Raw genomic sequence first — 20,179 nt, 5'->3', positions numbered from 1 at the left:
CGACTTCGTCCCCTCCCCTCGTCACCCCGGACGACCCCACCGACCTCGAAGAACACCCGAGCCGGGCGCCTGGCTCACTCACACGAGCGGCACCTCGCAGCCCCCTGGTCACCGCGCGCAGCAAGTATCCACAGAGTTGTCCACAACTGTGCACTAATGTACGGCGGCCCGCAGTCACTCCACCTGCGGGTGCGAACCTACGCCAGCCAGAGCCTCCACACCTTCTTACGGCGGCGCCGAGCACCTCGAACGGGTGACCCAAGAGGAGACACGCTAACAAAGGCCCGTGCCGTGCCACAAGGCACTGTGGAGGTCAGGATGGCATGCTTCACGCGGCGTCGCCACTCGGTCCCCCACTGTGGTTGTGGGGGCCGGTTGCCGGGCCGGTGAGCGGGGTGCGTACTCTCGATAGGTCTCCCGCGCGCGACGGGTTTGTTCGCATGCGCGCGATTCGAGACACCCCCGAGCTGATCGGTGGCTCCAGCTTGCCGCCGAGTATGTCGAGACCAGGAGTTAGCAGTGAGCAAGGGTAAGCGCACCTTCCAGCCGAACAACCGTCGACGCGCCCGGACCCACGGCTTCCGGCTGCGGATGCGCACCCGCGCCGGTCGCGCGATCCTGTCGGCCCGCCGTCGCAAGGGCCGCGAGAAGCTGTCCGCCTGATAGCGCCGTTCCGAGGCGCGACGTGCTGCCCCGTGCCGCCCGGTTGCGGCGCAGTGAGGACTTCCGCGAGGTCATGCGCAGGGGTGCTCGGGCAGGTCGGCGCCGCCTCGTGGTGCACGCGGTTCAGTCCACTGACCCGTCCGCGGGAACGCCGCGGGCGGGTTTTGTGGTGAGCAAGGCCGTGGGCAACTCAGTGGTCCGCCACCGCGTGACCCGGCGCCTGCGGCATCTCGTCATGCAGCGCCTTGGAACCGTGCCGCCCGGCAGTTCGTTGGTCGTGAGGGCCCTGCCGCCGGCAGCCACCGCGTCCAGTGCCGAACTCGGTGCCGATCTGGACGCGGCGCTGAAACGGCTGAGCCTGCTCCCGGGCCGCCCGTCCGACGGTCCGGCGACACCCCGGCCGGACACGGCCGCGGACATGAGGGGCCACGCCGGTGAATGACGCCAGCACCGATGCACCGCAGAAGGTCGAGCGCCCTGGGCCGATCGCCCAGGTGCTTTTGCTCCCGCTGCGGTTCTACCGCCGTTTCATTTCGCCCTACCTTCCGCCGAGCTGCCGCTTCTACCCCAGCTGCAGCACGTACGCGGTCGAGGCTCTGACCCGTTTCGGCGCCGCGAAGGGCAGCTACCTCGCCCTCCGCCGGCTGCTGCGCTGCGGCCCGTGGACGATGCCCGGCCGCGACCCGGTGCCTGAGGTGTTCTCGTGGCGCCACCAGAGACCTGGTTTGTCAACCGAGGAGTAGCTCAGTGCTCGACTTCATCTACTACCCCGTGTCCTTCATCCTGTGGTGTTGGCACAAGGTCTTCGGGTTCGTCTTCGGGGCCGACAACGCGATCACCTGGCTCCTGGCGATCATCTTCCTGACCTTCACGGTTCGCGGCATCATGTTCAAGCCGTTCGTGAACCAGGTCCGGTCGATGAAGAAGATGCAGGAGTTCGCGCCGGAACTGAAGAAGATTCAGAAGAAGTACGCGAACGACCGCCAGCGCCAGGCCGCGGAGATGCAGAAGCTCCAGAAGGAGCACGGCGTCAACCCGCTTGGCAGCTGCCTGCCGATGCTGCTGCAGATCCCGGTGTTCATCGGTCTGAACTGGGTGCTGCGCGCGTTCTCGATCCAGCCCGCGGACGGCAGCCCCAAGACGGAGAACTACTTCTTCGACCAGGCCGGCGTCGAGTCGTACGTGCACGCGAAGCTGTTCGGGGTCAACATCGGTGACGCCATCCACAACGCCTCGATGCTGGGTGGTCAGGGTGGTGGCTGGCACTGGCACGTCGCGCCGGTCGCGATCCCGCTGATGATCCTCGCGTCGATCCTGACCCACCTCACGGCGCGGCACTCGGCGCAGCGGCAGAACCTGAACCCCGAGGCGGTCACGCCGCAGACGCAGATGATGCAGCGGCTGACGATGTACATCTTCCCGCTCGGTGTGCTCGTGTTCGGTGCGTTCTTCCCGATCGGTCTGCTCGTCTACTGGCTGGCGAACAACGGCTGGACCCTGATGCAGCAGCGCCTGGTCTACACGCGCATCGACAAGGAAGAGGCGCAGAAGAAGGCCGAGGCGGCCGAGAAGCGCAACTCGCTGGCGCCGCGGCCGGGTGCGAAGCCGAAGCCGGGCCAGAAGCCGGTGCAGCAGAAGAAGACGGACGACGGTGACGGCGTGGCCGACAAGCCGGCTGCCGACGGTAAGGCGAGCGGGCAGAAGCCGGGGTCGAAGGCAGGCTCCCCGCACCGCTTCCCGCAGCAGGGGCAACGCCCGCAGAACGGCTCGGCGCAGAAGCGCAAGAAGCCTTCGCAGGGCGGCAAGAACTCAGGACAGAAGGGCTCGGGGCAGAAGCGCCGCTGAGCGCTGGAGCCCGGTGAAAGGAGATGACGATGGCGGAGACGGTCGAAGCGATCGACGCTGATGACGAGGCGCCCGCTGCGGAGGCGACGGGGTCGTCGACGGAGGACCTGCTGGTCCGCGAGGGTGACATCGCGGGCGACTACCTGGAGCGGTTGCTGGACCTGCTCGACTACGACGGGGACATCGACCTCGACGTCGAGAGTGGCCGCGCGATCGTGAGCATCGACGGCGGTGACGACCTGGAGAAGCTCGTCGGTGGACGCGGCCAGGTGCTCGAGGCGCTGCAGGAACTGACGCGGCTCGCGGTGCAGCAGGAGACCGGCACCCGGAGCCGGCTGATGCTCGACATCGCCGGCTGGCGGGCCGGCCGCCGCGCCGAGCTGACGGAGCTGGGCCGCACGACGGCCGAGACGGTCAAGGCGACGGGTGAGAAGGTTCGGCTGCAGCCGATGAGCCCGTTCGAACGGAAGGTCGTGCACGACGCGGTGGCGGCCGTGGGCGGCGTCAAGAGCGAGAGCGAGGGCGAAGAGCCCAAGCGGCGCGTGGTTGTAATGCCGGACGCGTAGGCGTTCTGATTTCGGAAGGCGGCCCACTTCGGCGGGCCGCCTTTTCTATGCCCACGGTTTGAGCGGCGGCTCGGGTGTTTTGCAGAGGGCACGATGAGTGGCCGAGATGCGCCTCCGCTTCCGCAGCCACCCCGCGGCGGCGCCGCTGCGGGGTGGGGTCGTGGAGGACACGGCAACCGCCCGGGGTTCCGCTGCGGCCGGCCGTCGCGCAGCGAGGGTTCGCTGGGGCAGGGGTGGCGCTCGGTTTCACGTGGAACCGGCTAACCGCCGTTCCTCTACCCGTTTCACGTGAAACCGTCCACAGTTGCGGTCCGCCTCCCCGCGAGGATGTTCGCGTCGTGGAGAATCGGGGCGTTGGTCGTTTCACGTGAAACCCGAGGAGTGCTAGTGGTGCCGGTGCCCGAGGTGGCTGGGCGAGTGTTCGGCGATGGGCTCGATCAGGCCGTCGCCTTCGCTGAGATGCTCGAGCGGTTCGGCGTCGAGCGGGGGTTGATCGGGCCGCGCGAGGTGGAGCGGCTTTGGGATCGGCACTTGCTGAACTCCGCCGTTGTCGGTGAGCGGATCGCGGACGGCTTGCGGGTGATCGACGTCGGGTCTGGCGCCGGCTTTCCGGGAGTGCCGCTCGCCATCGCGCGGCCGGATCTCGATGTCGTTCTCGTCGAGCCGATGGCTCGGCGCTTGGACTGGTTGAACGAAGTCGCCGACACCATCAAACTGGACGTCACCGTCGTCCGCGGCCGGGCGGAGGAGAAGGCGCTCCGGGAGCGCGTCGGGACCGCAGACGTCGTCACGTCGCGGGCCGTCGCTCCCCTGGCGCGTTTGGCGGGCTGGTGCCTTCCACTGGTCCGCGAGGGTGGCATGATGCTCGCAGTCAAGGGAGCTAGTGCCCGGGACGAAGTTGCCCGGGACGCGAAGGCGGTTGCCCGCGTCGGTGGGAGTGCTCCAACGGTCTCTGAGTGCGGGGTCGGCGTGCTCGAAACGCCGACGACCGTGGTGCGGGTGGAGCGCGTACGAAGTGCCCGCCGCCCGCGCCGTGCGGGATGACAGGATGGCGTACTGGATCGCTTGTGGAGGCCAGATCAGCATGATGCGACCCATGTTCCACGTGAAACCAACAGCGTCGATTGCGGAAAGGTGGCTCGGCCGGTGACCCCGCCTGCGTCAGACTGGACCCCCATTGCCGAAGAGGCCGAGCGCGCCGCCCGCGTGCTGCACCCGGAACCCAACTCCCTCCCCCGGCCCGATCAGCGCCGTGTGCTGACCGTCGCCAACCAGAAGGGCGGCGTCGGCAAGACGACCAGCGCCGTCAACCTCGCCGCGGCCCTCGCCGTGCACGGGCTCAAGACCCTCGTCATCGACCTCGACCCGCAGGGCAACGCCAGCACCGCGCTGAACGTGGACCACCGCTCCGGCACCCCCTCCATCTACGACGTCCTCCTCGGCGACCTCCCCCTGGGCGAGGCGATGGCCGTCAGCGAGCAGTCCCCCAACCTGTTCTGCGTCCCCGCGACGATCGACCTCGCGGGTGCGGAGATCGAGCTCGTCGAGGTACCCTCCCGCGAATCGCGGCTGAAGGAGGCGCTCACCGGCGAGGTGGTCGACCAGCTCGGTGTCGACTACGTCTTCATCGACTGCCCGCCCTCGCTCGGCCTCCTGACGGTCAATGCGATGGTCGCCGCGCGCGAGGTGCTGATCCCGATCCAGTGCGAGTACTACGCGCTCGAAGGTCTCGGGCAGCTCCTCAGCAACATCGAGCTGGTGCAGAAGCACCTCAACCCCGGCCTCTCCGTCTCGACGATCCTCCTCACCATGTACGACGGCCGCACCAAGCTGGCCGACCAGGTGACCGCCGAGGTGCGCGACCACTTCGGCGACGTCGTCCTCAAGACCGTCATCCCCCGCAACGTGAAGGTGTCCGAGGCGCCCAGCTACGGCCAGACCGTACTGGCGTACGACCCGGGTTCGCGGGGCGCGATGAGCTACGTCGATGCGGCTCGCGAACTGGCGGAGCGTGGCAGCAGCAACGGATCGAGGAGGGGCACGTTATGACCGAACGCAGGGGTGGCCTGGGGCGCGGCCTGGCCGCGCTGATCCCGACCGGACCGCCCGCAGGCGAGAACTCCCCCAGCGCTCCGGCCCGCCCGGAGGCGCCGTCCCGCAACGGCGACAAGGACTGGTTCGCGGCCAACAGCGAGGTCACCCCCAGCGGTGAGGTGGCCGGCGCCGTCTACCGCGAGATCCCGACGAGCTCGGTCAAGCCCAACCCGAAGCAGCCCCGGCAGGTCTTCGACGAGGACGCCCTCGCCGAGCTGGAGCACTCGATCCGCGAGTTCGGCCTCATGCAGCCGATCGTCGTCCGCGAACTCGGCGGCGGCGAGTACGAGCTCGTCATGGGTGAGCGCCGTCTGCGTGCGTCCCAGCGGGCGGAGCTGGAGAACATCCCGGCCATCGTCCGGCAGACCGCCGACGAAGCGATGCTGCGGGATGCCCTCCTGGAGAACATCCACCGCGTCCAGCTGAACCCGCTCGAAGAGGCGGCCGCCTACCAGCAGCTGCTCGACGAGTTCGAGGTGACGCACGAGGAGCTGGCCTCCCGCATCGGCCGCAGCCGTCCGGTCATCACCAACACCATCCGGCTGCTCAAACTCCCCCTCGCCGTGCAGCGCCGCGTCGCGGCCGGGGTCCTCTCCGCGGGACACGCCCGAGCGCTGCTCTCGCTCGAAGATCCGGAGCAGCAGGAGGAGCTCGCGACGCGCATCGTCGCCGAGGGGCTCTCGGTCCGCGCGACCGAGGAGGCGGTGACGCTCAAGAAAAGCGAGGCGCCGGCCAAGCCGAAGGCCGCTCCCCGCAAGGCGATGCAGGCGCCCGGCCTCCAGGATCTGGCGAACCGGCTGTCCGACACCTTCGACACCCGCGTCAAGGTCGACCTCGGCCGCCGGAAGGGCCGCATCGTCGTCGAGTTCGGCTCGATCGACGATCTGGAGCGGATCGTCTCGATCATGGACCCGAATCGGACAAATCAGGTGCTGAAAACCGATGAGGAATGACACCAGGTCGTTTCGTCACGGTGATGATTTGATCTGACAACACTGAGGGCCACCTCCCGCTCGGGAAGGTGGCCCTCAGTGGTTCCGGGGACGTGTCAGGCGGACCGGCGGATCGCCCGCGCGACGAGATCGGCGAACACGGCGCCGAGCGAGGTGCCCGCGGTCTCGATCGCCATCGGCACGGTCGATGTCTCGGTGAGGCCTGGCGACGAGTTCACTTCGAGGAACTGGACGGTGCCGTCGGCACTCACGATCGCGTCGGTGCGCGAGATGTCCCGCAGACCGAGCAGCTTGTGCGCGGCGACAGCCAACTCGCCGACCGCCTTCGCGGACTCCTCCGGCAGGCGGGCCGGCGCAAAGAAGTCGGTAAGCCCGGCGGTGTAGCGCGAGGTGTAGTCGTACACGCCGCTCTCCGGCACGATCTCCACAGCGGGCAGCGCCTCGGGCTCCCCGTCCCGCTCGACGACCGCCACCGCGACCTCGACGCCCTCGACCAGCCGCTCCGCCAGCACGGTGTCGCCGTACGCGAAGCAGCCGACCATGGCGGCCGGCAGCTCGGCGGCGTCCCGCACGACCTGGGCGCCCAGCGCGGACCCGCCCTGGTCGGGCTTCAGGATCAGCGGCAGGCCGAGGTGGTCGACGATCGCATCTAGCACGCCCTGCGCGCCCAGCTCCCGGAACGTGCTGTGCGGCAGCACGACCCAGTCCGGCGTCGCGTACCCGGCGGCGGACAGCACGGCCTTCGCGGTCGGCTTGTCCCACGCCCGCCGGCACCCGCGCGAGCTCGTGCCCACGTACGGCACTTTCAGCATCTCCAGGACGGTCTGCACCGACCCGTTCTCGCCCTGGCCACCGTGCAGTGCCACGACGGCCGCGTCGGGCCGCTCGGACCGCAACCGGTCGAGCAGGCCCGCGTCGGTGTCCCACTCCTCGACGGTCAGGCCCTGCTCCCGCAGCGCGGCGGACAGCCTGCGGCCGGACCGCAGCGAGACATCGCGCTCATGCGAAAGCCCGCCCGCGAGAACGGCGACGGTCGGCATAACCACGCCGGCACTCTCCTCAATCAACAGTCTAAATAGGACTCAGCGCGCGGCGATCAGGCCGTGTCCGGCGACGGAGTCTCCGGACCGGGGATCGCGCGCATGCTGACGTTACCGAACGTGCGCACCAGGTCCATTTCGGACTCGAGCACCGCGGCGAGGCGCCGCACGCCCTCCTTGATCCGCTCGGGCGTCGGGTAGCAGTACGACAGCCGCATCTGCCTGCTGCCGAAACCGTCGGCGTAGAACCCGGTGCCGGACGCGTAGGCGACCCGGGCGGTGACGGCGCGCGGCAGCATCGCCTTGGTGTCGACACCCTCCGGCACCGTCACCCACACGTAGAAACCGCCGTCCGGGTTCGTCCAGCTGCAGCCGGACGGCAGGTGCTGCTCCAGGGCGGAGAGCATCGCGTCCCGCCGCTCCCGGTAGTTCTCGCGGAAGGTCTTGATCTGGCCCTTCCAGTCGTGTGTGGCCAGGTACCGCGACACGATCATCTGGTTGAGGCTCGGCGGGCACAGCGTGGCCGACTCGGCGGCCAGCACCAGCTTCTCCCGAACCGCGTGCGGCGCCAGGACCCAGCCGACCCGCAGGCCGGAGGCGAACGTCTTGGAGAACGAGCCCAGGTACACCACGTTGTCCGGGTCGAGCGACCGCAGCGCCGGGTAGGTCTGGCCGTCGAAGCCGAGCAACCCGTACGGGTTGTCCTCGACGACCAGCACGCCGTGCGCCCGGCAGATCGCGAGGATCTCGGCGCGCCGCTCGACCGCGAGCGTCACACCGGCCGGGTTGTGGAAGTTCGGGATCGTGTAGAGGAACTTGACGCGCTGACCGGCGCGCTCCGCGGCCGCGAGGGCCTCCCGCAGCGCCTCTGGCACTAGCCCCTGGTCGTCCATCACGACGTGCACAACCTTCGCCTGGTACGCGGCGAACGAGCCCAGCGCGCCGACATAGGACGGCCCCTCCGCCAGCACCACGTCACCCGGGTCGCAGAACAGCCGGGTGACCATGTCCAGGCCCATCTGGGAGCCGACGGTCACGACGACGTCGTCGGAGTGCGCGTTGATGCCCTCCATCGCCATGACCTCGCAGATCTGCTCGCGCAGCACCGGCACGCCCTGCGCGGAGCCGTACTGCAGCGCGACTAGGCCGTCTTCCGCGATGATCTCCCCCACCTGCGAGGACAGGCTGTCCAGCGGGAGCGCGGCGAGGTTCGGCATGCCGCCGGCGAGCGAAACCACCTCCGGGCGGCTGGCCACCGCGAAGAGAGCTCGGATCTCCGACGCCGTCATGCCTGCCGTGCGGGCGGCGTAACGGGCGAGGTGGGGATCGAGGTCTCGGCGGCCAGTGTGCTCGGGTGGATTCGCAGTCATCGCACTTCGCTCTGTCGAATGGTCAGTTTCCCGAGTGTAACCACTCGTCCTTGTGATATTCCCGGCCTTCCGGCGTGGGTCACAGACGCCTATCCTCGAATTCGGCCGAGCAGGCTGTGGCGGTACGCCACGCCCTGCTCCACGTCGGGCCGGCCGCCGCGAATCCGGGGAGGGGATCAGGTGTCGCGTCGAGTCGTGGGCGTCACCCTCGACAACCTGGAACACCTGCCCAAGAACTGCCGCCGGTGCGTGTACTGGGAGCTCGCGCCGCACCTGCGCGCGCAGGCGGAGGAGTTCGGCCAGACCGAGGTCGAGAAGGAGGCCTGGGTCTCCTCGGTGCTGCTGGAGTGGGGCTCCTGCGGCCGCATCATCTACAGCGACTCGCTGCCCGTCGGGTTCGTGCTCTACGCCCCGCCGAACCTGGTGCCGCGCTCGGTCGCCTTCCCCACGTCCCCGCCCAGCGCGGACGCGGTGCTGCTGACGAGCTTCCAGGTGCTGCCCGAGTTCCGCGGCGGCGGGCTGGGCCGCACCCTCATCCAGGCGGTCGCCAAGGACATGACGCGTCGTGGTGTGCGTGCGATCGAGGCGTTCGGCGACGCGAGCCCGGACGACGCCGACAACGAGCTGCTGGGGCACACCTGCGTGGTTCCGGCCGACTTCCTCACCGCGGTCGGGTTCAAGACCGTGCGACCGCACCCCAAGTGGCCCAGGCTGCGCCTGGAGATCCGGTCGGCGCTGTCCTGGAAGGAAGACGTCGAAGCGGCGCTGGAGCGGCTCCTGGGCCAGGTGAGCATCACCACGGCCGAGGCCAGCACGGCCCGCGCATAGACGGAGTTATCCACAGAAACGGTCCACAAGGCAGCAGTTGTCCACAGGTTTCTGTGGACAACTGCTGTGAACGAGTGGTTGTTATTCGGCCTTCGCCAGCTCGTGGGCGAGCACGTCGGCGAACGTGAACGTGCCGGTCGGCTGGTCGCCCTCGCCGAGCAGGTACAGGCGCTTGACGGCGATCAGGATGCCCTCGGCGACGATGTCGCGGAACGCCGGGTCGGACAGCTTCGCGCGGTCGCCGGGGTTGCTCAGGTAGCCGATCTCCATCCGCACCGCCGGGCACCGCGTCAGCCGCAGGATATCCCAGGTCTTGGCGTGCGTCCGGCAGTCCAGCAGACCGGTGCGGGCGGCCACCTCGCGCTGCAGGTAGCCGGCCAGCAGCTCACCCACCGTCGACGTGGTGCCGAGGCCGTTGCCCCAGTGGAACGAGGCGACCCCCTGCGCGTGCGGCGAGGAATTGCGGTCGCAGTGCAGCGACAGGAACAGGTCGGCGCCCGCGTTGTTGGCGAACGCGGCGCGCTCGGCCTCCGCAGGCCCGCTGTCCGGGCCACGCGAGATCAGCGCCTCCATGCCGGTGGCCTTCATCCGGCCTTCCAGACGGCGCGCCAGGTCCCACACGATGTCGGCCTCACGCAGGCCGCCGATCTCCACCCCCGGGTCGGCGCCGCCGTGACCGGGGTCGATGACGATCCGCTTGCCACGCAGCCGCGGCCCGGACTGGCGGACCTGCTCCTGCTCACGCAGCAGCACCGGGCGGCCACCACGGGCGCGCGGGGAGAGCTGACGCAGCGCGCGGACGGTCGCCGGGCCGCAGATGCCGTCGATCACCAGGCCGTAGTCGCGCTGGAAGTTGCGCAGGGCGTGCTCGGTCTTCGGGCCGAACATGCCGTCCGGACGGCCCGCGTCGTAGCCCAGCTCGGTCAGCCGGTCCTGCAGCGCGAACACGTCGTCGCCGTGCACCGGCGAGGAGATCAGGTAGGCCAGCGGCCTGCTGCCAAGGTGGAAGGTCGCGCCGCGCAGCACGTGGTAGGTGGCCGGGCCGACGACACCGTCGATGAGCAGCCCTCGGCGCTGCTGGAACCCGCGGACGGCCCGTTCGACCTCGTGGTCGAACAGGTTGCCGGCATCCGGCCGGAGCAGACCGATCGAGGCCAGCATCGACCTGATCTCAGCGACGTCGTCCCCGACGTCGCCGCGGCGGAGCACCCGCATGCACTCCTCGCTCTTTCCTTGGGCATCGATCAATAACCGATGCGGCACAAACAGTCTCGGGCTATCCTCGGGTACCCATTCTGCCCTGAGGACTCTCCGTGACCGCGCAGGGCCGGTCGGTGCGTCATCCGGGCGGGTGGCATGAAAAACCCGGGGGCCGTCCGTAGAAGACGTTTACCCCCGGGTCCTGGTTGCCTTCGTCAGGCGAGAACGTCGGAAAGGTCCGACAGCAGCGCGGCCTTCGGCTTGGCGCCGACGATCTGCTTCACCGGCTTGCCGCCCTGGAACAGGATCAGCGTCGGGATCGACATGACCTGGTAGTCGCGGGCGGTGCCCGGGTTCTCGTCGATGTCCAGCTTCGCGACGGTCAGCTTGTCCTTGTGCTCGGCGGCGATCTCCTCGAGCACCGGGGCGACCATCTTGCACGGCCCGCACCAGGTCGCCCAGAAGTCGACCAGGACCGGCTTGTCGCTGGTCAGAACGTCGTCGGCGAAGGACTTATCGGTCACCTTGACGGTGTCGGACATTTCATCTCCCTACTTGGTACGAGCTTGGAGTTCAGTTCGCGGAGCCGTAGCCGCCGCCCACCAGTTCGGGCGCGATCTCGGCTTCGGGGTTGCCGGCGTGCTCGGCCAGCCAGCGCTCGGCGTCGATGGCCGCGGAGCAGCCCGAGCCCGCGGCGGTGATGGCCTGCCGGTAGGTGTGGTCGACCAGGTCACCGGCGGCGAAGACGCCGGGCAGGTTGGTGTAGGAGGTGCGGCCCTTGGTCAGGACGTAACCCTCGGCGTCCAGCTCGACCTGGCCCTTGACCAGATCGCTGCGCGGGTCGTGGCCGATCGCGACGAAGAAGCCGGTGACGTCGAGCACCGACTCCTCGCCGGTGACGGTGTCCTTGAGCTTCAGGCCGGACACGGTGGTGTCCCCCTGCACCTCGACGACCTGCTTGTTCAGCGCCCACTTGATCTTCTCGTTCGCGCGGGCGCGCTCGAGCATGATCTTGGAGGCGCGGAACTCCTCGCGCCGGTGCACGATCGTCACCGACCGGGCGAACTTGGTCAGGAAGGTGGCCTCCTCCATGGCGGAGTCGCCACCGCCGAGTACGGCGATGTCCTGGTCGCGAAAGAAGAAGCCGTCACAGGTCGCGCACGCCGAGACACCGCGGCCGAGCAGCTCCTGCTCACCGGGCACGTTGAGGTAGCGAGCGGCCGAACCCATGGCGAGGATGACGGCCTTGGCCGCGTAGCGCGTGCCGTGGGCGGTGACGTACTTGACGTCGCCCTCCAGCTCGAGCTTCTCCACGTCCTCGGCGCGCAGTTCGGCGCCGAAGCGCTCGGCCTGCTTGCGCATCTCCTCCATCAGGTCGGGACCCTGGATGCCGTCCCGGAAGCCGGGGTAGTTCTCGACCTCGGTGGTGGTCATCAGCGCGCCGCCGAACTGGGAACCCTCGAACACCAGCGGTTCGAGCTGGGCACGTGCGGCGTACACCGCGGCCGTGTACCCGGCCGGACCCGACCCCACGATGATGAGGTTCCGAACGTTTTCCGCTGCCACCCGTAGACCTCCGCTCGTCGTGACCTGCGTACCAGGCTCAACACGATCGTAGGGTCCCGTGTTCCCAAGGTGACACGCGTCGCCCGTGTCGCGGAACGCGCTTACCCGATCACCTTGTCCAAGAGCACTCCGGCGTTGCCCGCGCCGCAGGTCGGGGCGAAGGCGACCAGCCGGAACTTCGCCAGCTGACCGGTGGTCAGCAGGGTCAGCACGGCCGGCTGCCCGTCGATGGAGCCCTGGCGGACCCCGATCGGCTTGGCGGTGTCGGCGAAGCCGGCGGCGGTCAGGCACGTCTGCAGCGCGTCCGCACCGCCCAGCGGGCCGTAGTCGAACGTGCCCTGCATCTGGCCGACCGCGCTCGCGGCCTGGTCGCTGCGCAGGTTCAGCGGCGGCTGCGGGGCGCTCTGGCCGGGCGGCGGCGCGGCGACGTTCCCGCCCGAGGAAGGCGACGTGCCGCCCGGGATGGCGATCGCCACGGCGGCCACCGCGGCGGCGGCCACGGCCACCACCCCGCTGATCCAGCCGATGCGCTTTTTGCGGCGATGGCGGGCCGCGTCCAGGCTCACCACCGGCGCCACGCCGGGCTGCTGCTGGGGGAACGCGCGGCGGGACTCCTCGGCGATCGCGGCGTCCAGGCGGGCTGCGAACTCGGCCGGCATCGGCGGGACGTCCGCGCTCAGGTCCGCCAGGTCGGCAGCGGTCACCTCCAGGGCGTCGATGATCGCGCGCGCTTCGGGATCGGCCTGCACCAGTGGCCACAGGCGGGCGGCTTCGTCGTCGTCCAGGACGCCGGCGTGCAGGTCCGCGAGCAGGTCGACAGACCAGGGCGGGCCGGCGGCCTCGATCCCCCGACTCTCGTCCGTCATCGTCCCTCCCTCTCGCGCTGTGCCCCAGACCGGCCGCCGCGCTCCCGTTTGCTTTCGGGAGTTGGGACGTTCGCTAATGCATCCGGGTTCCGGAGGTGACCGAGAACTTTGGCGAGTTTGGCGCGGCCGCGGGCGCACCGGCTCTTCACCGTGCCCTCCGCGATGCCGAGCATCTTGGCGGTCTCGCTGACCGAGTACCCCTCGACGTCGACCAGCACGATCGGCATCCGCTGATCCTCCGGCAGCTGCGCCAGGGCCTCCTTGATGACCAGCCGGGTCTCCCGGTCGGCCATCGAGTCCCGCGGCGTGGCCGGCTCGTTGACGCCGGCCTCCGGCAGCGGCACCGTCGGGCGGGCCTGCCTGCGCCGGACCCGGTCCAGGCAGGCGTTGACCACGATCCGGTGCAACCAGGTCGTGACCTGGGATTCCGCGCGGAAGTTCGCGGCGGCGCGGAAGGCGGAGATGAAGGCGTCCTGCAGAGCGTCGGCGGCTTCCTCGGGGTCGCGCAGGGTGCGCAGGGCCACCGCCCACATGCGGTCCCGATGCCGCCGGACCAGTTCGCTGAACGCGTGCGGGTCCCCCGACGCGTGCGCCGCGATGAGGTCGGCGTCCGTTGGTGCAGCTGCGGTCACCCGCAGCACCCTACTGGGCGGGGAGGAAGGTCAATTCGCCTATCTGTGACTGGTAGCCCTTGTCCGTGTCACTCAGCTGAGTGATCCAGATGATCACGTACTGCGCCTGCTGGGGCTGCGGAAGGGTGATGTCGGTGGTCTGCCCGTTCAACGTGGCCGTGCCGATCACGCGGGTGTCGGCCAGCTCCGGGTTGCGCGAGTCGGCCAGCCGGACCTCGATCGAGGTGCCCGGGCTGTCCGCGGCCACCGTGATCTTCGCCAGGTTGATCGGCTTGTCGAAGCTCGCCAGCAGCCCGACGCCCTCCTTGATGGCCGGGAACTGCTGCCGGTACTGGTCGGTCCGCCAGATCGTGGTGGGGTCGCCGTCGACCGTGTTGCGGGCCCGGCTGGTGTTGTCGCCGTTGCCGTCCGGGTTGTAGACCGTGACGCTCGCCGGGCCGACCGCGGCGCCGATCTGCGCCTGCCCGCCGGTCGACGGCGGCTGGTTCGGCGACGGGTTGACCGGGGCCGACGCGGACGCCGTCGGGGTCGGGTTGGCCACGTTGATCGGCGGGCCGCCCGAGCTGGGGTCGTCCTGGAAGAAGCTGATCGCCAGCATGCCGAGCCAGGCCAGGATCGCGACCGCGGCGACGACCAGCACGGTGACGCCGAGCGCCAGCTTGCGGCGCCGCGCGCGGTCCTTCACCGGCTTCTTCGTCGTCCAGATCGTGCCGTCGCCGTCGGCCTCCATCTGGGCCTTGATCAGCTGCGTCCGCTCCTCGGCCTCGGCCGCCATCTCCAGCGCGCGCACGATCGCCGCGCTGGTGCGGATGCCACCCGGGCCGCCGTCCTCGACCGTGCGCACCGCCAGCGACGACAGCTCCTGCGGCACCGAGGGCTGCAGCGAGCGCGGCGGGACGAGCCGTCCGTTCGGGGCGTGCGGCGCCGCCGGGATCGCGGCCGGCCCGCCCGGCAGCGGCCAGCGGCCGGTGAGCAGCAGGTACAGGATCCCGCCGATGGCCTTCACGTCGTCGCGCAGCGTCGCGTCCGGCAGCGGGCCGGGGAACGCCAGGCGGAGCGAGCCCTCGGTGGTCAGCCGCAGGCGCTGCGGGTGGTCCAGACCGAGCACGAGACCGGAGTGGTGGGCCCGCTCGACAGCCTCGGCGAGCCGCTGGACCATCCGGGCCGCGGCGAGCGGCTGGACCGGCCGGTCGGCGACCAGGTCGATCAGGTCGGTGCCCTTGGTCCACTCGGTGACCACGACGCCCAGCAGGCCCTCACCCGAGGTGATGCCGTTGCCGAGGGTGAGTACGTCGAGCACTCTGGCGACCGCTTCGTGGTTGAACTTGGCCGCGTGCGTGGCGCGTTCGAGGGTCTTGCGGGCCTGACGCGCGGCTTCGGCGTCCGCGGGGTCGCCGACGAGCAGCGTCAGCGCGACGTCCCGCCGCAGCTGGCCGTCCCGCGCACGCCACAGGTGGGCGCCCGCCCGCTCGTCGATGCCGAACTGGGCGAGCAACCGGTACCGGCCGTCTCCGACCACGCTGCCCGGCGCGAGGGAGCCTCCCCTCGCGCGGACGCCCGTCCGGATCGGACCGGACTGCTCGCTCCGCTTCTCGTTCACCCCACGCTCTCTTTCCCGCGCCCTGTGGTCGAGGGTACGTGAACACACGGGGTGAGACAGGGTTATCCGTGAGTGGTTCGTTACCCGCGCTTGATCAATCGGGTGATTCTTTTCGTGGCCGGCGACAGCTCGTCCACCCTGAGCAGCGCCAGTACGCCGAACGACACACCGAGACCCACGATGCCCTGCAGGATCAGCTTGATCCACGCGGTCAGCCGCTCGCCGAAGTCCGGGACCACCCAGCCGGCCGCGACCGCGGCCAGCACACCCAGGCCGCTCGCCACGACGGTGAACAGGATGACGCCCAGCACGCGCTTGCTGCGCAGGTTGCCCAAGCTCACCCACAGCCAGACCTGGCCCATGATCGCCCCGACCACGAACGTCAGCGAGTTGACCATCATCGCGCCCAGCACGATGTTCTGGTCCGACAGCAGCACCGGGCACAGGTACAGCAGCGGGATCTTGACCAGGGTCATCACGACCATGATCAGCGTTGGCGTGCGCGCGTCCTTCATCGCGTAGAACACCCGCAGCTGCAGCATCACCAGCGCGTACGGCAGCAGGCCGAACGCCGAGATGGCCAGCGCCTCGCCCAGCCGCGACGCCTCCGCGGTCGAGTTCTCCCCGCCGCTGAACAGCGCGACACCCACCGAGGTGCCGATCACCGACATCACCGCGGCGATCGGCACGAGCATCACCGTCGAGATGCGGGAGGCGTAGGACAGGTCGGCGACCACCTTGCGGGTGTCGCCGTCGGCGGCGTTGCGCGACAGCCGTGGCATGATCGCGGTCAGCAGCGAGACGCCGATGACGCCGTACGGCAGCTGGAACAGCAGCCAGGCGTTCGAGTAGATCGTCACACCACCCGGGTCACCGCTGGTCAGCACACGGGTGTTGACGGTGAAGCCGATCTGGCTGACCGCGACATAGCCGAGGATCCACAGCGCGAGGCCGCCGAACTCCTTCATGCGCTTGTCGATGCCCCAGCGCCACTTGAACCTGAACCCGCTGCGCAGCAGGGGTGGCACCAGCATGATCGCCTGCACGACGATGCCCATGGTCACGCCGATGCCCAGCAGCAGCAGCTTCGGCTGGCTCATCTCGACCGGGTTGAACGTGATCTCGCCGGGGGTGAGCATGAACACGGCCAGCGTGAAGATCACGACCAGGTTGTTCACCACCGGCGCCCAAGCAGGCGGCCCGAAGATCTGCTTCGCGTTGAGGACGGCCGAGAGCAGCGCGAACAGGCCGTAGAACAGGATCTCCGGCAGCAGCAGCCTGGCGAACGCCGTGGTCAGGTCCGAGCTGGTCTTGCCCGGTTCGCCGTCCAGGTACAACGAGGTCAGCCATGGTGCGGCGGCCACGGCGACCACCGTGCCGATCACCAGCAGCACGAACGCGACGGTCAGCATGCGCTGGGTGTAGGCCAGGCCGCCGTCCTTGTCGTCCTGCGACCGCACCAGCAGCGGCACCACGACACTGCTCAGCACGCCGCCGAGCAGCAGCTCGAAGACGATGTTGGGCAGCGTGTTGGCGATGTTGAACGAGTCGTTCACCACGCCGGTGCCCACGGCCCAGACCAGCATGATCTTCCAGAGGAACCCGGTGATCCGGCTGATCAGGGACGCGATCGCGATCCGGCTGCTGGACTTCGCCAGCGACGGCGCGGCCGGCTTCTCCGGCGCCTCGACCGGCGCGTGGAAGCCGGTGGCGTCCAGCCCCGGGCCCTCGCCGAACGAGGTCGACGGCGACGCCGAGATGCGCGGCATCATCCGCGTCGCGAGTGCGTCGTAGGGCCGCAGCACGTCCGGGTCGGCCACCGGCCAGCGGTTGCCGCCCTGCACCCCGCTGATCCGCGGGATCAGCATGGTCGCGTCGGGGTCGTTCGGCGGCAGCGGCGGCGCGCCGAACGGCATGCTGTCCTGGTGGCGCTGCCGCTCCTGCCGCCACGGCCGCACCGGCTGGCGGCGGTCGGGCGGGGCCTGCCTGCCGGCTGGCGGCGGTTGCCTGCGGTCCGGCGGCGGCTGGCGGCGCGGTGGCTGAGGCAGCCGGTCCGGCGGCAGTTGTCCCTGCTGACGCGTCGGCTGCGGGGGCCGTGGCCTGCCGTTCGCCGCCGGCGGGATCCGGCGGGTCTGCTCCTGCCGAGCGCGATCAGGCGGCGGCGGACGCCGTGTTCCGCGGTCGGCGGGACGCTCGGGTGGCCACCCCGGGTCTCTGTCCAACGCGCGCGCCCAATCCTCGCCGGTCCGGTTCTGGCACCCCAGAGTAGTCGGTCAGGCCTTGCGGGCCCGGACGCGACGGTAGATCTGCCGCGCGGAGAGCAGGACCAGGGCCGCCGCGCCCGCGATCGTGAGGACCAGTGTCACGACGCCGTACTCGTTGGACCGCAGCTCGAACCGCGCCGCGTTGCCCAGCGGTGTGCCGCCGGGGGTGGTCAGCGAGACGGTCAGGTTGAACACACCGGCGCGCAGGGCCTCGGCCGGGATCCGCTCGCTGCCGCCGAGGCCGGCAGGCACCAGGCGGTCCGGCACCTGCTCGACGCGCAGGCCGGGCGTGTTGCTCAGCTGGATCCGCACCGCGATCTGCACCGGCAGCCCGTTGTTGAACGACACCGGCAGCGGCGCCGACCCGGACGCCATCGAGATCGGCACCGGCGGGGTGTCCACCGTGACCCGGCCGAGCAGGCTGTCCAGTTCGGCACGGGCGTCGGCGGCCGAGGCCTCCGCGGCGCCCTGCCGCGCGCGCCAGGCCGCCGACGTGCTGCGGACCAGCGCGAACCGCAGCGGTTCGAGCAGCTCGGCCGGCTCCACCTGCGCGGCCGGGTCGATCTGCATCGCGCCCTGCAGGTCGGTCATCGTGGTCTCGATGGAGGTCATCTCGTCGGTGACCGACGTCGGGGTCGAGGTGGCCAGGTCCTCGGCCGTGTAGCTCATCTTGGCGTTGCCCGTGCTCGCGGTGGCCAGCAGCGCGGGCAGCGACTGCGGGGTCAGCATGTTGCGGTCGACGAAGTCGCCGACGTTGCGCAGGAAACCGGTCAGCTCGTCCTGCGTCGCGGTCCAGCGGCGGGGCGGGGCGACCAGCACCGGCCGCGAGGCGCCACCCGCCAGGCCGCCGCGGAAGGCGAGCGCGGCCAGTCCGTTCTGCGTCGCGATGTCCGGGTCGTCCACCGGCGTCGCCGCGGCCGCCTCGATGCTGCCGGACGCGCCGGCCAGCCCGGACAGCACCAGCGAGTCGACCTGCTGGGCCCGCAGCGCGGTGCCGTCCAGCGTGACCGCGCCGGCGTTCTGGCTGCTTGTCGACGAGTCGACCGGATCGGTGATCAGGGTGCGCACCCCGGCCCCGCTCAGCGCGCCCAGCGTGCTCTGGTCCAGCGCGTCGCCCGCCCACAGCACCCCGTTCTGCGGGGTGACGCCGAGCAGTTCCTGCACTCGCGCGCCGGTGTCCAGCGCGAACGGCAGCAGGTCACCGCTGCGGACCTTGGTCAGGGCGGTCAGGTCGGCGTCGGCGTAGGGCAGCTGGACCACGCACTGCCCGGTGACCAGCTCCCGCAGCGACTGCAGCCACGCCTTCGCGGCCTCCGCCCCGGTGCCGCCGGTGGTGCCGGTCGAGGTGCGGACCTGGTAGCCGCGGGACATCGCGTCCACCGTGTCCAGCAGGTCGGGGTCGATGGCGTAGCAGAGCGCGCGGGTCAGTTGCGGGTCGTCGCGGACCGCGCTCGCCGACTCGACCAGCCCGTACAGGCGGCCACCGGGCCGCAGCTCGGTCGCCAGGACGTCGTCCGACAGCACCGCGGTGCCGCCGAGCGGCGCGGCCACGATGCGCGGGCGGGTGTCGGCGATCGGCCACAGCATCGTGAACTGGGCCGGCGCGGAGTTCTGGCCGGTCACGCTCTTGCCCGGCGCGGACAGCACCGGCAGCAGCATGCTCATCGACGCCAGCCGCGCCGCGCCGCCGTAGTCGGGCGTGCCGTTGACGTTGACCAGCATCGGGTACACGCCGGCGCTGTTCACCCGCAGGTTGCCGCGCGTCCCGTCGAGCCGGACCGTGACGCTGAGCTGGGCGGTCTGCCCCGGCTCCAGTGTCGACGGCTCGACGTCGACCCAGTCGGTGCTCGACGCGGCGGCCGCGGCCGCGCCGCTCATCGCGGTGCGCACCTGGCGCTCGGTGGTGAGCCGCTCGCCCAGCTCCAGCCGGACCTGCAGGTCGCTGATCCGCCGGTCGCCCACGTTCGTCACGGTGCCGGTGACGTTGAGCGTCACCGAGTTCGTGGTGATCACGCGCGGGTTGAGCTGCGCGACGTCCAGCCGCAGACGGCTGGGCGCGTCCGTCTGGGCACTCGCCGTGACCGGGGTGAACATCGCGAGGAGGAACGCAACCAGCCCGGTGGCGGCGAACCGCTTCACTCCGACGCTCCTTCTGTCGCTCGCGTGTCGTCGTCGAACAGTTCCCGCGCCTTGCGCACCAGGGACCGCTCGTCGGTGTAGGCGAGCCGGGTCTCCAGGTCGGCGATCGGCACCCAGGCCACCTCGGTGACCTCCGAGTCCTCGTCGGACAGCTCGCCGCCGGTGGCTTCCAGCAGGAAATGATGCACCGTCTTGTGCACCCGCCGTCGCTCGGCCACGAACCAGTAGTCGATGGTGCCGAGCGGCCGCAGCACTTCCGCGGAGATCCCGGTCTCCTCCTTCACTTCGCGCACCGCAGTCTGCTCGATCGTCTCGCCGTCTTCGATGTGGCCCTTCGGCAGGGACCAAAGCAGTTTCCCGTGGCGGTCCAGCCTGCCGATCAACACGGCGTTCTCCCTGGCGGGATCGACCACGAGGCCGCCGGCGGAGGTCTCCACGGAGGTCGTCATCTTCCGGCCGCGGCGGCGGCGTGACCGGCGTCGCGGCTTACCCCCGCCGGAGCGACCGGCCGATCCAGACATGCTGCGATGCTAGTGCGTGGCGGCCCCTTCGT

The 20,179-nt window shown here is 70.2% G+C and carries 20 protein-coding genes; 9 read left to right on the top strand and 11 right to left on the bottom strand.

All coding sequences use genetic code 11. The annotated features are described in order from the left end of the window. Positions 1–519 precede the first annotated feature (519 nt). The 8 genes from rpmH (at position 520) to AMETH_RS35360 (ending at position 6,121) form a co-directional block, all read left to right on the top strand. Positions 520–663 (top strand): 50S ribosomal protein L34, encoded by a 144-nt coding sequence (gene rpmH, locus AMETH_RS35395; protein WP_017985946.1) that lies wholly within the window; start codon positions 520–522, stop codon positions 661–663. 22 nt (positions 664–685) lie between these two features. Beyond that, complete coding sequence (gene rnpA / locus AMETH_RS35390) at positions 686–1,105, top strand: ribonuclease P protein component (RefSeq protein WP_081617639.1); 420 nt, start codon at positions 686–688, stop codon at positions 1,103–1,105. Further along, on the top strand, positions 1,098–1,406 hold the full coding sequence (yidD, locus tag AMETH_RS35385) for a membrane protein insertion efficiency factor YidD (protein ID WP_017985944.1): 309 nt from the start codon (positions 1,098–1,100) through the stop codon (positions 1,404–1,406). Before rnpA ends, yidD begins: the two co-directional genes overlap by 8 nt. Before the next feature lie 4 nt (positions 1,407–1,410). Further along, positions 1,411–2,508 carry a membrane protein insertase YidC gene (yidC, locus tag AMETH_RS35380; protein WP_017985943.1) on the top strand — a complete coding sequence of 366 codons (1,098 nt, stop codon included), beginning with the start codon at positions 1,411–1,413 and terminating at the stop codon, positions 2,506–2,508. 29 nt (positions 2,509–2,537) lie between these two features. Next, positions 2,538–3,074, top strand: coding sequence for a Jag family protein (locus AMETH_RS35375; RefSeq protein WP_017985942.1), 537 nt, complete (start codon positions 2,538–2,540; stop codon positions 3,072–3,074). Between the two features lie 387 nt (positions 3,075–3,461). Then, the gene (gene rsmG, locus AMETH_RS35370) at positions 3,462–4,118 is read left to right on the top strand and encodes a 16S rRNA (guanine(527)-N(7))-methyltransferase RsmG (protein WP_017985941.1); all 657 of its coding nucleotides are present in this window, start codon (positions 3,462–3,464) and stop codon (positions 4,116–4,118) included. 102 nt (positions 4,119–4,220) lie between these two features. Continuing rightward, positions 4,221–5,123, top strand: a complete 903-nt coding sequence (locus AMETH_RS35365) for a ParA family protein (RefSeq protein WP_167345533.1) — start codon at positions 4,221–4,223, stop codon at positions 5,121–5,123. Next, positions 5,120–6,121, top strand: a complete 1,002-nt coding sequence (locus tag AMETH_RS35360; RefSeq protein ID WP_017985939.1) for a ParB/RepB/Spo0J family partition protein — start codon at positions 5,120–5,122, stop codon at positions 6,119–6,121. The genes AMETH_RS35365 and AMETH_RS35360 overlap by 4 nt, the downstream gene beginning before the upstream one ends. A gap of 95 nt (positions 6,122–6,216) precedes the next feature. Here the strand turns inward: AMETH_RS35360 and AMETH_RS35355 are convergent, their stop codons facing one another. Together AMETH_RS35355 and AMETH_RS35350 are read right to left on the bottom strand one after the other, a co-directional pair. Next, positions 6,217–7,167, bottom strand: a complete 951-nt coding sequence (locus AMETH_RS35355; protein ID WP_026153655.1) for a D-alanine--D-alanine ligase family protein — start codon at positions 7,165–7,167, stop codon at positions 6,217–6,219. A gap of 50 nt (positions 7,168–7,217) precedes the next feature. Then, a complete protein-coding gene (locus AMETH_RS35350) occupies positions 7,218–8,531 on the bottom strand; it encodes an aminotransferase-like domain-containing protein (RefSeq protein WP_026153654.1) in 1,314 nt (437 codons plus the stop codon). 180 nt (positions 8,532–8,711) lie between these two features. On the opposite strand from AMETH_RS35350, the gene AMETH_RS35345 reads away from it, so the two are divergent. Next, on the top strand, positions 8,712–9,359 hold the full coding sequence (locus tag AMETH_RS35345; RefSeq protein ID WP_026153653.1) for a GNAT family N-acetyltransferase: 648 nt from the start codon (positions 8,712–8,714) through the stop codon (positions 9,357–9,359). 81 nt (positions 9,360–9,440) lie between these two features. Here the strand turns inward: AMETH_RS35345 and AMETH_RS35340 are convergent, their stop codons facing one another. The 9 genes from AMETH_RS35340 to AMETH_RS35300 form a co-directional block, all read right to left on the bottom strand. Continuing rightward, the gene (locus AMETH_RS35340; protein WP_017985935.1) at positions 9,441–10,574 is read right to left on the bottom strand and encodes an N-acetylmuramoyl-L-alanine amidase; all 1,134 of its coding nucleotides are present in this window, start codon (positions 10,572–10,574) and stop codon (positions 9,441–9,443) included. Positions 10,575–10,774: 200 nt separating this feature from the next. After that, entirely contained in the window at positions 10,775–11,101 is a 327-nt protein-coding gene (trxA, locus tag AMETH_RS35335; protein ID WP_017985934.1) for a thioredoxin, read from the bottom strand. A 31-nt stretch (positions 11,102–11,132) separates the two neighbouring features. Next, positions 11,133–12,125: a thioredoxin-disulfide reductase gene (trxB, locus tag AMETH_RS35330; RefSeq protein WP_017985933.1), complete on the bottom strand. Its 993-nt coding sequence runs from the start codon at positions 12,123–12,125 to the stop codon at positions 11,133–11,135. Between the two features lie 101 nt (positions 12,126–12,226). Then, positions 12,227–12,991 carry an anti-sigma factor family protein gene (locus tag AMETH_RS35325; RefSeq protein WP_017985932.1) on the bottom strand — a complete coding sequence of 255 codons (765 nt, stop codon included), beginning with the start codon at positions 12,989–12,991 and terminating at the stop codon, positions 12,227–12,229. After that, positions 12,988–13,623: an RNA polymerase sigma factor SigM gene (sigM, locus tag AMETH_RS35320; protein ID WP_026153652.1), complete on the bottom strand. Its 636-nt coding sequence runs from the start codon at positions 13,621–13,623 to the stop codon at positions 12,988–12,990. The genes AMETH_RS35325 and sigM overlap by 4 nt, the downstream gene beginning before the upstream one ends. 10 nt (positions 13,624–13,633) lie before the next feature. Continuing rightward, positions 13,634–15,223, bottom strand: a complete 1,590-nt coding sequence (locus AMETH_RS35315) for a protein kinase family protein (RefSeq protein ID WP_017985930.1) — start codon at positions 15,221–15,223, stop codon at positions 13,634–13,636. A gap of 80 nt (positions 15,224–15,303) precedes the next feature. Next, positions 15,304–17,139, bottom strand: a complete 1,836-nt coding sequence (murJ, locus tag AMETH_RS35310; RefSeq protein WP_017985929.1) for a murein biosynthesis integral membrane protein MurJ — start codon at positions 17,137–17,139, stop codon at positions 15,304–15,306. 357 nt (positions 17,140–17,496) lie between these two features. Beyond that, entirely contained in the window at positions 17,497–19,626 is a 2,130-nt protein-coding gene (locus AMETH_RS35305) for a DUF6049 family protein (RefSeq protein WP_017985927.1), read from the bottom strand. Beyond that, complete coding sequence (locus tag AMETH_RS35300; RefSeq protein WP_026153651.1) at positions 19,623–20,147, bottom strand: NUDIX hydrolase; 525 nt, start codon at positions 20,145–20,147, stop codon at positions 19,623–19,625. The genes AMETH_RS35305 and AMETH_RS35300 overlap by 4 nt, the downstream gene beginning before the upstream one ends. Positions 20,148–20,179: the final 32 nt, after the last annotated feature.

This window comes from Amycolatopsis methanolica 239 (assembly GCF_000739085.1).
Lineage (GTDB): Bacteria > Actinomycetota > Actinomycetes > Mycobacteriales > Pseudonocardiaceae > Amycolatopsis_E > Amycolatopsis_E methanolica.
Note: the sequence above shows the minus strand (reverse complement) of the source record. Positions and strands in the feature narration are given on the sequence as shown.

What these genes read in the sequence shown, in the direction of transcription:
- murJ (WP_017985929.1), bottom strand. Translation starts at nt 17,139, where the DNA reads ATGCCGTTCGGCGCGCCGCCGCTGCCGCCGAACGACCCCGACGCGACC.
- AMETH_RS35360 (WP_017985939.1), top strand. Translation starts at nt 5,120, where the DNA reads ATGACCGAACGCAGGGGTGGCCTGGGGCGCGGCCTGGCCGCGCTGATC.
- AMETH_RS35350 (WP_026153654.1), bottom strand. Translation starts at nt 8,531, where the DNA reads ATGACTGCGAATCCACCCGAGCACACTGGCCGCCGAGACCTCGATCCC.
- trxA (WP_017985934.1), bottom strand. Translation starts at nt 11,101, where the DNA reads ATGTCCGACACCGTCAAGGTGACCGATAAGTCCTTCGCCGACGACGTT.
- AMETH_RS35340 (WP_017985935.1), bottom strand. Translation starts at nt 10,574, where the DNA reads ATGCGGGTGCTCCGCCGCGGCGACGTCGGGGACGACGTCGCTGAGATC.
- AMETH_RS35325 (WP_017985932.1), bottom strand. Translation starts at nt 12,991, where the DNA reads ATGACGGACGAGAGTCGGGGGATCGAGGCCGCCGGCCCGCCCTGGTCT.
- AMETH_RS35300 (WP_026153651.1), bottom strand. Translation starts at nt 20,147, where the DNA reads ATGTCTGGATCGGCCGGTCGCTCCGGCGGGGGTAAGCCGCGACGCCGG.
- AMETH_RS35375 (WP_017985942.1), top strand. Translation starts at nt 2,538, where the DNA reads ATGGCGGAGACGGTCGAAGCGATCGACGCTGATGACGAGGCGCCCGCT.